This window comes from Termitidicoccus mucosus (assembly GCF_038725785.1).
Taxonomy (GTDB): domain Bacteria; phylum Verrucomicrobiota; class Verrucomicrobiia; order Opitutales; family Opitutaceae; genus Termitidicoccus; species Termitidicoccus mucosus.
In genome coordinates, this window is sequence record NZ_CP109796.1 from 2,351,408 (window position 1) to 2,363,795 (window position 12,388).

Here is a 12,388-nt window from a genome sequence, read left to right on the forward strand (position 1 = left end):
TACATATAAAATGACAAAACTGCCCTTCTTTCCTCTTTATTCTTTATCTTTCTCTTTCGTCAGGACCGAAACGGGGAGAAAGAGGAAAGAGAAAGAATAAAGAGGAAAGAGAAAGCATAAAAACACCCGCCATGCGTGCCATCCCGCATTACCTACTCGCCGCCGCCCTTTTATTTGCCACCTCCCGGCTCCATGCATCCGCGCCCGCCCTCGCGCCGCTCGCCGCCTATGATTACGGCCAGCCGCTCGCGCCGCTGATTGATTATGAAAACCGGCTCCACGCCGCCACGCCCGCCGAGCGCGCCGCCGTCGGGGACGAGCTGCTCGCGCTGCTTGACGCCCCCGGCGCCACCACCGCCGCGAAACGCGTCTTCATCGACTGGCTCGGCGTGGCCGGCACCGGGAAATGCGCCCCCGCGCTCGCCCGCCTCGCCGCCAATCCTGACTACACTTTCAACGCCGCCCGCTCGCTCGCCGCGATTCCCGGCGAGGAAGCCGAAAAAGCGCTCGTCGGTCTGCTCGACCACGATTCCAACACCGTTCGCATCGCCGCCGCCAACGCCCTCGGCCAGCGCCGCGCGGAAAGCGCGATACCCTCGCTGGCACGGCTCCTCGCTCCCGGCTCCCAAGTCGCCGCCGACGTCCGCGCCGCCGCGCTGGACGCGCTTGCGCAAATCGGCACCACCGCGGCCGTTCGCGCGCTGCAACCCCTCCGCGATAGCCGTCCCTTCGGCCCGGAAGATTTGCCCCGCGTCCGCGCCCTCGCCGCCGCCGCGGCTAACACCGTGCGCCACGCGCCGCCGGCGGAAAAAAACGCCGCGCAAGAATACGCGAAAAAAATTCTCCTCGCCGACCTGCACGGTGCCACCGCCGAAATAAAAGTCGAAATCGTCAACACCCTCTTCACGCCCGCCCCCGCCGCCCCGGGTTGTAACCTAATGGGTTACAATCCCGACGCCGCCGACCTCCGTCCGCTTCTCGCCGCCCCCGAGCCGCGCCTGCGCGCCGCCGTCGCGCGCGGCCTCGCCGCGTCCTCCGACCCGGCGGCCGTGGAAATCCTGCGCGACCAGTTCCCCTCGCTCCCGCCCGACACCCAACTCGCCGCGCTCAACGCCGTCGCCTCCAGCCGCAACGCCACCGCGCTCCCCATCATCGAAACCGCCCTCGCTGCCGACTCGCCCGCGCTTCGCGAAGCCGCCATCCACGCCGCCGGGGCCTGCGGGGCCGGCTCACAACTCGCCGCGCTCGTCCGCGCGCTCGGCGACAGCGAAAACGCCCTCGCCGCCGCCGCGCAGACCGCGCTCCAACGCTTCCCCTCGGAAACCGCCAGCGCCTTCCTGCTCAACCAACTCACCACCACCGCCACCGGCGACAACACGCTCCGCATCCGCCTGCTTGACGTGCTGGCCGCGCGCCAGGAACGCGCCGTCTTCGCGCAATCCGCCGCGTGGACGTCCGATTCCGACGCGCCGCTCCGCGCCGCCGCCTTCGCCACCGTGGCCCGGCTTGTCCGCCCCGGCGATTTGTCCGCCGTGCTTTCGCTCGCCGCCAACATCAAGGCCGGCGCCGACCATCGCGAGTGGACGCGGGCGCTCTTCGATTCCGTCGCGCTCGAACCCGACGCCGCATCCGCGGCGCGGCTCCTTTCCGCCCAACTCGCCCGCTCCGGCGCGCGCGAGCGGGCCGCCCTCATCGGCGCGCTCACCCTCGTGAACGCGCCCGGCGCTTCCGACACCCTGCAATCCCTGCTTGCCGCGCCCGACACCGCCGTCCGCAAGGAAACCATCCGCGCGCTCTCCGCGGCCCAGACGCCGGATGCCTGCAAGCTCCTGCTTGCCACCGCGCGGAACGGCCTCGCCGCCGACGAGCGAACCCTCTCCCTCATCGGAGCCATCGCCACCCTGGAGAGGCTGGACATCCCCGCCGCAGCCAAGGTCGGCGAATACCGCGCCGCCTGGTCCCTCGCCTCCCGCGACGAGGAACGGCAGTCCATCATCGCCGCCGTGAAAAAAATCCGCGCCCCGGCGGCGGCTTCATTCCTCAAGGAAATCATACCTGCCGACAAGTAATCTGTCTGTCCGATTGACAGACGGGTTGAGGGAGGGGGAGGAATTAATAATTAAGAATTAGAAATTAAGAATTGGGGCGCTGCTGCGCCAGCTTGGATGAAGGAGTGGAGCGGCACCTCCCAATTCTTAATTTCTAATTCTTAATTATTAATTCCTCCCCCTCCCACCCATGCACTCCCCGTCCCAAAATCCACTCGATACTCCTCCCTGCGGTGTTGCCGGCATCGACCGGCGCACTTTCGTGAAAACGGCCTCCACCGCCGCGTTCGGCCTGGCCGTCGGCGGCGCGGGTTTGCGCGCGGCCTCCGCTTCCGCCGACGCGCCCGCCGTTGCCGCCGGACGCCGCCGACGCTATGCCATCGTCGGCTGCGGCAGCCGGCACCGCATGTATTTCAACGCCATCCTCGGAAACTACCGCCAGGTCGCCGAACTCGTCGGCGTGTGCGACATGAACGAAGGCCGCGCCAAGAACGCGCAAAAACTCGCCGCGGACGCCGGCGTCGCGATCAAGGCCTATTATCCCTCCGCGCCCAACCCACGGACGCCGGACTTCGACCGCATCATCCCGGAATTCGAAACCATGATCCGGGAGGCCAAACCCGACATCGTCATCGTCACCACGGTGGACGCCGCGCACGACCGCTACCTCGTCCGCGCCATGGAGCTGGGCTGCGACACCATCACGGAAAAGCCGATGACCATCACCGCCGAGAAATGCCAGCGCATCCTCGACACGCAAAAACGCACCGGCAAAAAAGTCCGCGTCACCTTCAACTACCGCTACTCCCCGCCGCGCACCCAGGTGAAGGACATCCTCATGTCCGGCGAGATCGGCGAGATCCTCTCCGTCGATTTCCAATGGCTGCTCAACACCCGCCACGGCACCGACTATTTCCGCCGCTGGCACAGCAACAAGAAAAACTCCGGCGGCCTCATGCTGCACAAGGCCACGCACCATTTCGACCTCGTCAACTGGTGGCTCAGCGCCTCGCCCGTCTCGGTCACCGCCGTCGGCAAGCGCGAATTCTACACGCCCGAAATGATCCGGCGCATGGGGCTGAGTGGTCCGCACGAGCGCTGCATGACCTGCCCCGAGGGGAAACAATGCGGGTTCCACATCGACCTGGCCGGCACCCCCGGCCTGCGCGCCCTCTATCTCGACAACGAAAGCCACGACGGCTACATGCGCGACCGCTGTGTGTTCCGGCCCGACATCGACATCGAGGACACGATGAACGTCGTCGTGAAATACGACACCGGCCCCACGCTCAACTACACGCTCAACGCCTTCAACGCATGGGAGGGCTACCAGATCGCCTTCAACGGCACGCAGGGCCGGCTCGAGCATTCCATCGTCGAGCAAATCTACGTGAACGGGGCCGACGGCGACGCCGCGCAGGGCGCGATCAAGGCCGGCGGCACGAAAATCCGCGTCATCCCGCTCCGCGGCGAGGCGCGCGACCACACGCCGTGGACCGGCACCGGCAGCCACGGCGGCGGTGATGTCGTCATGCTCGACGACATTTTCCTGCCGAATCCCTCCGCCGACAAATACCAGCGCGATTCCGACGAACGCGGCGGCGCGGCCTCCATCCTCATCGGCGCGGCGGCCAACATCAGCTTCAAGACCGGGGAAACCGTCCGGATCGCCGACATGGTGAAGGGCTTCAACCGCCCCGACTACCCGCCGATGCCCTCGCACACGGGGCCGGTGAAGATGCCGCGCCGGCTCGCCGGCAATGTCCTCGACCGCAAACGGTCCGGGTCAAAAACCCCAGCCTGATACCATTTCCGAACGAGATATAATCCTTACGGAGGGCCGAGCTCCCGCGAGGCCGTCGCAGGGAAACGTTGCCTGTGACCGCGACGGCCTCGCGGGAGCTCGGCCCTCCACCCAAAGTCTCATTTTGCCTCTGTGCCGTCCTTCTGTCACGAAGCGGACGGCACAGAGGTCCTCCCTGCTCCAAAAAACAGGGGCCGCTAATGTCTAAAGATGGTTAGGAAATGGCATGAGGCCCGGAATCGCCTGCGCAAAGTCCGGCAAAATTGCGTGCATGCAAGCGGCATGATTCGCCCTTGATGGCGGCCGACCGCGGCCGGTCACGAGGCGTTCCGGTATTCCACGATCAATGAGTGCCAGCCGGTGCGGTAGGTCTCATAGCCGGGCGAAAGCGCATGCGCGATCAGGGCGGGGCGGCCGAAAACCGTGCCGACCATGCTGGTCTTTTCCCGGGAGAAGATCTCCTCGGCGTCGGCCGTCTCGAAGCTCTTGCCGAGCAGGGCCTCGTCCGTCGCCGCCAGAATCCGCCGCTCGTCATCCACGATTGCGATCAGGGTCTTTGCCCTCGACTCGGGGTCGATGGGCGTGGCGTTGACGATGGTCTGGGCGAGCGCATCCCAACGAAACACCACGCCCAAGACGCCAATCGTCTCGCGGTCGGCGCGTCCGCCTCTGCCCACTTTGCAGGAGTAGATGAGCGCGCGCTGCTGGGCGGCCAAGGCCGAGGCATGAACCGACTGAAAACCGAAATCATCGCCCGAGGCCTTGCCCATCGCGGTCACAAACCATGGCTCGGAGGAACAATCGAGACCCTTTACCTTGTAGAGGCCCGGATGCCCGTTGGCCACGATGCGTCCCTTGGTGTCGGCGACGACAATGTCGAAATACACGGTATAGGCCTTGAGGATCACCGCGAGCCGCTCTTCGGAGGAAGCCACGACGGACGCATCCCCGTGGCCGCCCTCGAGGACCGAAACCACCGCGCCATCCGTCGCCCACCAGCGGCAGTCGCACGAACGCTCATACAAGTTGCGGTCGATCAGCTCGATGTTGGTATAGGCAAGATCGGCCAGGCGGGTGCCCCGCACGGAGGTGGCAAGCTCCCGGCTGATCGCCGCGAGTTCCCCCGCCAGTGACTCCGATTCCTTGGCAATCGTGGAGGTCGCCTGCTGGATGCTTTCCGCGAGCTTGACCATTTCGCCGCTGACGACGTTGAAGGAAATCCCGGCCACTCCCGCCCTGGCGGCCTCGATCTGGGCATTGAAGGCGAGGAGGCGCGTATTGAGGTTGATCCGCTCTATCTCTGTGACGGTCGCCTTGATGCGGCTCTGGAGCAAACCCGAGAGCTCGCTGATGCGCTCGGGCGTTGCGGCGACGCCATGTGGTTCGCTGGTCATAGCTGGGGTGGTGATCATGAAAAAGCACTCGAAGTGCCGTCTAGGCGGTCGTCACAAAATTGCCCTCATGAAATAAGCCGAAAAAATAATATTTATTTGTTTTTATTATACCATCTCCGACAAAATTTAACATTCAGGTAGGGCGAGGCGTCCCGCCGAGCCGCAAGCCGCCAACGGCTCGGCGGGACGCCTCGCCCTACCTTGATAAGTCTATAAATTACTGGGAAATGGTATACAAGTTTGGCCGTTCGGACTGTTCCTGCCCTTGGGTCCCATGCCTCGTGATTTGCCCCGTTTTTTTATTTCCCGACCACAAACGGCGCGTAGAGGACGTGCTGCGAGGGCGGAAAACGCCCGTGAATGCGGACGCCTTCGTCGAGCTGTTCCTCCTGCTGCACGTGGCCGAGCGCGTGAAGTTTGGCGACCACGTCGTAACGCGCGTGCGGGATGAGCAGCTCGACCGACCCGAACTTGTCCGCGATGAGTTCGGAGCAGCGCGCGAGGAGCGCGGGAACGCCATCGCCGGTGCGCGCGCTGATGAAACACGCGTCGGACGCCAGATGGCGGGCGCGGGTGCGGACGTCCTCGGGCGCGAGATCGGTCTTGTTGAACGCGGTGATGATAGTCTTCCCGGCGGCGCCGAGTTCGTCGAGGACGGAGAGCGTGGTGGCGTGGTGTTTCTCGAAATTCGGATTCGAGAGATCGACGAGGTGAATGAGAAAATCGGCGACAATGACCTCCTCCAGCGTGGCCTTGAAGGACTCGACGAGGCGGTGCGGGAGGCGCCGGATGAAACCGACGGTGTCGGTGAGCAGAATTTTCTGGTGATTGGGCAGCAGAAGCTGGCGCGTGGTGGGGTCGAGCGTGGCGAAAAGTTTGTTTTCGGCGAGGACGCCGGAGCCGGTGAGGTGGTTGAGGAGCGTGGACTTGCCGGCGTTGGTGTAGCCGACGATGGACGCGGTGGGCACGGGCACCCGCATGCGGCGATTGCGCTGCACGCCGCGCTGGCGGACGACCTCGGCGAGTTCGTGGCGCAGGTGCGTGATGCGGTCGCGGACGATGCGGCGGTCCTGCTCGAGCTGCGTCTCGCCCTCGCCGCCGAGCTTGCCGGCGCCGCGCTGGCGCGAGAGGTGCGTCCACGCGCGGGTGAGGCGCGGCAGCGAGTATTCCATGCGGGCGAGCGCGACTTGGAGCACGGCCTCGCGGGTGCGGGCGCGGTCGGCGAAAATGTCGAGGATGACCTCCTCGCGGTCGATGACGGCAATGTTCGATTCCTCCTCCCAGTTGCGCTGCTGCGCGGGGGTGAGGGTTTCGTCGATGACGATGAGGTCGGAGTCGATGGCGCGCGCGGCGGCGATGATCTCGCCGGTCTTGCCCTTGCCGAGCAGCGTGGCGGGCGTGGCGGAACGGAGGTTGACCAGTTCGCGCCCGACGATGGCGATGCCGAGGTTTTCCACGAGTTCGTGGAGTTCGTCCAGAAGTTCGGCCCCCTCGCCGGGGATCATTTGCGGGGTCTGTATGCCGACGAGAAAGGCGCGCTCGCAGCGTTTCGTATCGTCGGTGGAGGGTGTTTCGGTTAAAAAATCGGCCATGCAGCAAAGGAAAGGTGAAGCGCGAAGCCAGAAAAAGGGAAGTGCTAAGTGACGGCGGCACGGCCGGCGCCGAAAGCGCCGCACGCAGCAAATCCCGTTTCTACCCCGCTTCCCAAGCGTGCCGGGGGACATGCAAAAGCGCCGCGTTTTTACCCGCGGCGCTCGTAATGGACCACTCCAAGGTTTGGAGGGTCATGCCATCCGGTCAGGATGCGTCACCGCTGCGGGCGTTCGCCTCGAGCTGACGCTCTATTTCCTGCATCTCCTTGGACTCCCGTTTGCTTTGCCAGACCGCCCAGCCAATGATCGCGATGCACACAATCGATACGATGATGCCGATGATCCGGCCCGCGCCTCCTCCCGAGGGAGCGACCACGTTGTATTTGATGACCAGGCCGAGTGCGATCAGGCTGACCATGTTCATCACCTTGATGAGAGGATTGATGGCGGGACCGGCGGTATCCTTGAGCGGATCGCCCACGGTGTCACCCGTGATGGCGGCCTTGTGCGCCTCGGAGCCTTTGCCGCCATAGTGGCCGTCCTCGATAAGTTTCTTGGCGTTGTCCCAGGCGCCTCCGGCATTGGCCATGAACACGGCCAGGAGTTGCCCGACCACGATCATGCCGGCGAGGAAGCCGCCGAGCGCCTGCGTGCCGAGCAGGAAGCCGACCGCGATGGGGGTGAGGATGGCGAGAAAGCCCGGGCCGATGAGTTCCTTTTGGGCGGTGGCCGTGCAAATATCGACGACCCGGCCATAATTGGGTTTTTTCGTGCCGGCCCAGATCTCCTTGTCGAGAAACTGCTCACGGCATTCCTTCACGATCAGGAAGGCGGCGCGTCCGACCGCACGGATGAGCATCGAACTGAAAAGGAACGGCACCGCGCCGCCGATCAGAAACCCGATGAACACCATGGGGTGCGCAACCGTGAGTTTGCCCGCCTCCACCAGGTATTGCTCGGTCGTCATCAAGTTGATCTTGTCCTCGCTCCCGACCGCGATGACCGCGATGAATGAGGCGAACAGGGACACGGCGGCGATGACCGCGGAACCGATCGCGATGCCCTTGGTTTCGGCCTTGGTGGTGTTGCCGACGGCATCGAGGTCGGCCAGAATCTGGCGGGCGCGCCGGTAGGAGCCTTTTTCCTTTTTCTCCATCTCCTCGGCATCGTAGCCCATCTCGCCGATGCCATTGGCGTTGTCGGCCACCGGGCCGAAGACATCCATCGAGATGGTGTTGCCGGTCAGGGTGAGCATGCCGATGCCGGTCATGGCGACGCCATACGCGACGAAAAGCGGCGGGGTGCCGATGTAACAGAGCAGGGAGAGCAGGATCGCGCCCCCGATGACAACGGCCGAGGCGACGGTGCTTTCATAACCCACGGCGAAACCTTGGATGATGTTGGTGGCGTGGCCAGTCTGGCAGCTTTTTGCCAGGCCTTTGACGGGCGCGTGCGAGGTATGGGTGAAGTAGCTGGTCACCTTGTTAAGCGCGATGGCGAGAATGACGCCGATGAGGCAGGTGAGGACCGGGCGCATGTCAGTGTTCTCCATGCCGAAGGTGGCCCAGACAGGGAGCGCGGAGGCGCCGCCGGCGGGAAAACCGGCCAGGGAAACGGGATTGTGCGCGAGGTAGTCGGCGTCAAATTTGAGGTACACCGCACCGAGGGCAAAAAAGCCGATCACGGAAATGATCGAGCCAATCCAGAAGCCGCGATGCACGCTCTTGAGCGCGGTGTCGGAGGTGTCGTTGGGGCCCGCCTTGACGGTGTAGGTCGAGATGATCGAGCCCAGCACGCCGATGCCGCGCACGAGCAGCGGGAAAATGACGCCTTTGTGCCCAAAGCTGGCGAGACCGAGGATCATCGCCGCGACGATGGTGACCTCGTAGCTCTCGAAAATATCGGAGGCCATGCCGGCGCAATCACCGACGTTGTCGCCGACGTTGTCCGCGATGGTGGCAGCATTGCGCGGGTCATCCTCGGGAACATTTTTTTCCACTTTGCCCACAAGGTCGGCGCCCACATCGGCGGCCTTGGTGTAGATGCCGCCGCCGACGCGCATGAACAGCGCAAGCAGCGTGCCGCCGAAGCCGAAACCGAGCAGCGCCTCGTAGGCTTGCTCACCATAGGCCATGAAAATGAGCGTGCCGCCGAGCAATCCGAGGCCATCGGTCAGCATGCCGGTGATCGTGCCGGTGCGATAGCCGAGTTGCATCGCCTCGCCGTAGGAATGCCGCGCGGCCGCGGCGACGCGAAGATTGCCGGTTGTCGCCAGCCGCATGCCGACAAAACCCACGCACCAGCTAAAGAGCGAACCGACCAAAAAAGCGCCGGCACGCCCGATTTTGAAGGCCAGCAAGTCGCTCTGCGTCGTAAAAAAGAGCACGACCGTGAGAATCACGATGAGCCATCCTATTTTGCGAAACTGGGCGGAGAGATAGGCATCGGCGCCTTCGCGAACAGCGGCGGCCACCGCCTGCATGCGTGGGGTGCCCTGATCGGCGTTCCTGACCTGGCGCACGAGCAGCAGCGCATACAGCAGTCCGGCAACGGCAATGCCGAGCACGGCAAGGAGCGCGATGACTTCGAGCTGCGTGTACTTCGGGTCGCTGAAAAGACTGAAAAACTTGAATGTGGCGTGACCGTGAGCATCCGCTGTGGCTGCACCGCCCTCCCCGCTTTGCGCAAAGGCTGGCAGCGTGAAAAACGCCACCAGGAATAGGGCCGCCATCGCAGCCAAATAAGGAGTGGATGCGCGACGTTTGCGCGTCCAACGGATTAGTTTTATAAACATGGGGAGGACTGAGGGAAAAGGGAGCGGGCGGAGGTGGTTGTTTTGCGCGTCAGGCACATCTCATTTGGCGCCGGTGCGGTTGCGCAATTTTGAGATCGGCCGGGCTGCTAGCTGCCGAAGGAATTGAGCGCCGATTTCCACCATGCGTGATGAATGGACTCCAAGGCGGCGAGCGCCGGCATGGGATAATATTTGAGCACGCCCTTTTCACCCAGGTAATAGCCATCCTTGATTGTCCGGTAGAGGACGTTGTCGGTCACGTTGCGGATGAGGATCTTGGTGGGCTTGTCTGGCCGGGCCTGAACTTCGCGAAGGCAGTCCCGAAGGTGGTCGATGTTTGGATACGGCAGATTGCCGATATCCGCCGCATCGAGATTGTTGGCCAGACTGCCAAGCGTCAGTTCTGCAAAAACGATCTTGGGGACATTGACCGGCTGTTCGGTGTCCGTGATATGGGCGGAAAAATCAATGGGCTTGAGGATGCTGACGGCACGGGGATGGACCGGGCAGTATTCCTGATAGAGATGATAACTGCTGTTGTCTGCGGACGGCGCTTCCCCGGAGGATGCGATGCTGAGGACGTGTCCATCCGGCGTGGTGAGATGCAGATCGCCGATGACGTCAAGCGGCACATGCTCGAGCACGCGGTAAATGGAGATATAACGCGATTTGCGGGGCGAGCCATCGGCATGCGGCATGCGCGCCTCGATGGCGGCCATGGTCGGGATGGCATCGGTGCGCCACGCGGGGTCCAACTCGAAAAATATCGCCTGTCCGCTGGAGTGACGACGGCTGCCGGTGGCGAGATACGCACCGAATTCCTCGGGCGTGAGGTGCGAGGCGATCAATGCCTCCGGGGATAGAGACAGATACAGGTGCGTTTTCATGATGGGGAAGAGATGTCTTTGTGAAAAACTTGTGCCCAGTATCGCATACGATGGCAAAAAACGCCGAGCGCTGCTGCGTATTTATTGTCAAGTCATACGCGGCTTTTGCGAAAAAACGGACAGGTGTTTCCTTGATGCAAACAATGGCCGTTTGCCTTCCTTCCCCGCATGCGCACGCCGCCGCCCGCCCGCCTGATTCGGCCGGGCCTGCCCGGCATCAAGCCATTGCCTGACACTACCTTGAGAGCAGACCCTCAGGTCGCCACCGCGTTGCCCGCCTGCTGCCGGCGCAGGGCGAACCATGCGGCGGCGGCGCCCCCGAGTATCCATCCTGCCAATACATCCACGCCCGTGTGCTGGCGTGTCGCGACGATGGACAGCGTGATGAGCACGGTCCACGTCCAGATGGCGGCCCGCCCGGCGGCCGACGCAAAAATCGCGCCCGGGCGCGTGAGCACGATGGCCGCGAACAGGCTCATCGAGGCATGCAGGCTGGGAAAACAGTTGAGCGGCGCATCCACCGTGGTGACCAGGCGGTAAAGCCAGTGCGGCGAGGCGAAATAGGGCCGCGAGCATTGCGTGGGCCAGCCGATAAAAAACACCCACGCCACCGCCGCCGAACCGAGCATGGCCAGGGAAAAGCGCTTGATTTCCGCCTGCCCGCGCAACGACAGCCAGGCGAGCCCGACAAGCGCGAACATCGACACATAGGGCCAGAACCACAGATGCGAGAACGGCAGCCAGTCCCACGACACGCAATCGTCGCGCATCGTCACCTCGTCGTAAGGCAGCCGCTGGAGCGTGCGAAACACGATACCCATGACAAGCCCCGTGCCGAGGGCCGTGACGAGTTTGTCACGCCAATGGCTGCGAAGGGTTTCGACGATTGTGCGCGGACGGTTTTGCATGTGCTGAAACGAAAGGGGAAAAACAGATCCAAGGCGGATTGTCGATTTTGTTTCGACGCATGCACTTAGACCTGTATTCCATCCACCGGTTCTGGGGTAAAAATATTTTACGTTTCCTTGCAAATCAAAAGCCGCGCACTGACGCATGCACCATCAAACGGTTTTCCGGCGGCGCGCCTCGCGCCATGCGCGGATAAACTCGACTAGGATCGGGATGACCGAGATCAGGATGATGGCGATAATGACCAGCTTGAAGTTGCGCTGCACAAACGGCAGTTCGCCGAACTTGTATCCCGCATAGGTGAAGGCGTAGATCCACGCAAAGCCTCCCACAACATTATAGGTGATGAAATGCGCATAGGACATTTTCCCCACGCCGGCGACAAACGGCACGAAGGTGCGCACGATGGGCACAAACCGGGCGAGGATGATGGCGCGTCCGCCGTATTTCTCGAAAAACGCATGGGCGCGCTCCAAGTGTTTTTTGCGCAACAAGAACGAATCCTCGCGCGTAAACACCTTCGGGCCGATTTTTGCCCCGATCCAGTAATTCACGGTGTCGCCGAGCACGGCGGCCGCCCAGAGCAGGAGCGCCATGATATGCACGTTCAGCCCCGTCTCGGGCTTGGCGCAAAACGCGCCGGCGGCAAAAAGCAGCGAGTCGCCCGGCAGAAATGGCGTCACGACAAACCCCGTCTCGGCAAAGATAATCAGGAAAAGCACGCCGTAGGTCCACAAGCCGTATTGCGTGATGATCTCCGCGAGGTGCCGGTCGATGTGAAGAATGAAGTCGATGAGCTTTTTGATGAGATCAATCATGACAGTGCAATGTGGCCGGGCCGGACTCGGGATGATGCAGTGGCGGTGCGGTCCGGCGCAATGCCGGGACCTGTAAATTCAACACAAAAAAGCAGGCAACACGAGGGTTGCCTGCCAGGGAAACACCGGAAGACGCTCTCAA

General features: G+C 63.0%; 8 protein-coding genes. 2 read left to right on the top strand and 6 right to left on the bottom strand.

What is annotated here, in order from left to right:
- Positions 1-131 precede the first annotated feature (131 nt).
- Together OH491_RS07975 and OH491_RS07980 are read left to right on the top strand one after the other, a co-directional pair.
- Complete coding sequence (locus OH491_RS07975) at positions 132-2,069, top strand: HEAT repeat domain-containing protein (protein WP_068772264.1); 1,938 nt, start codon at positions 132-134, stop codon at positions 2,067-2,069.
- Between the two features lie 241 nt (positions 2,070-2,310).
- Entirely contained in the window at positions 2,311-3,852 is a 1,542-nt protein-coding gene (locus tag OH491_RS07980) for a Gfo/Idh/MocA family protein (RefSeq protein WP_068772388.1), read from the top strand.
- Between the two features lie 317 nt (positions 3,853-4,169).
- Here the strand turns inward: OH491_RS07980 and OH491_RS07985 are convergent, their stop codons facing one another.
- The 6 genes from OH491_RS07985 to OH491_RS08010 all read right to left on the bottom strand — a co-directional run bounded on the left by OH491_RS07985 (position 4,170) and on the right by OH491_RS08010 (position 12,243).
- Positions 4,170-5,264 (bottom strand): methyl-accepting chemotaxis protein, encoded by a 1,095-nt coding sequence (locus OH491_RS07985; protein ID WP_084442544.1) that lies wholly within the window; start codon positions 5,262-5,264, stop codon positions 4,170-4,172.
- Positions 5,265-5,545: 281 nt separating this feature from the next.
- On the bottom strand, positions 5,546-6,838 hold the full coding sequence (gene hflX, locus OH491_RS07990) for a GTPase HflX (RefSeq protein WP_068772262.1): 1,293 nt from the start codon (positions 6,836-6,838) through the stop codon (positions 5,546-5,548).
- A gap of 205 nt (positions 6,839-7,043) precedes the next feature.
- Positions 7,044-9,569 (bottom strand): sodium-translocating pyrophosphatase, encoded by a 2,526-nt coding sequence (locus OH491_RS07995; protein ID WP_334319599.1) that lies wholly within the window; start codon positions 9,567-9,569, stop codon positions 7,044-7,046.
- A gap of 170 nt (positions 9,570-9,739) precedes the next feature.
- Positions 9,740-10,519 (bottom strand): hypothetical protein, encoded by a 780-nt coding sequence (locus OH491_RS08000; protein ID WP_068772260.1) that lies wholly within the window; start codon positions 10,517-10,519, stop codon positions 9,740-9,742.
- Positions 10,520-10,773: 254 nt separating this feature from the next.
- A complete protein-coding gene (locus OH491_RS08005) occupies positions 10,774-11,427 on the bottom strand; it encodes a phosphatase PAP2 family protein (RefSeq protein ID WP_068772259.1) in 654 nt (217 codons plus the stop codon).
- 153 nt (positions 11,428-11,580) lie between these two features.
- Positions 11,581-12,243, bottom strand: coding sequence for a DedA family protein (locus tag OH491_RS08010; RefSeq protein WP_342751077.1), 663 nt, complete (start codon positions 12,241-12,243; stop codon positions 11,581-11,583).
- Positions 12,244-12,388: the final 145 nt, after the last annotated feature.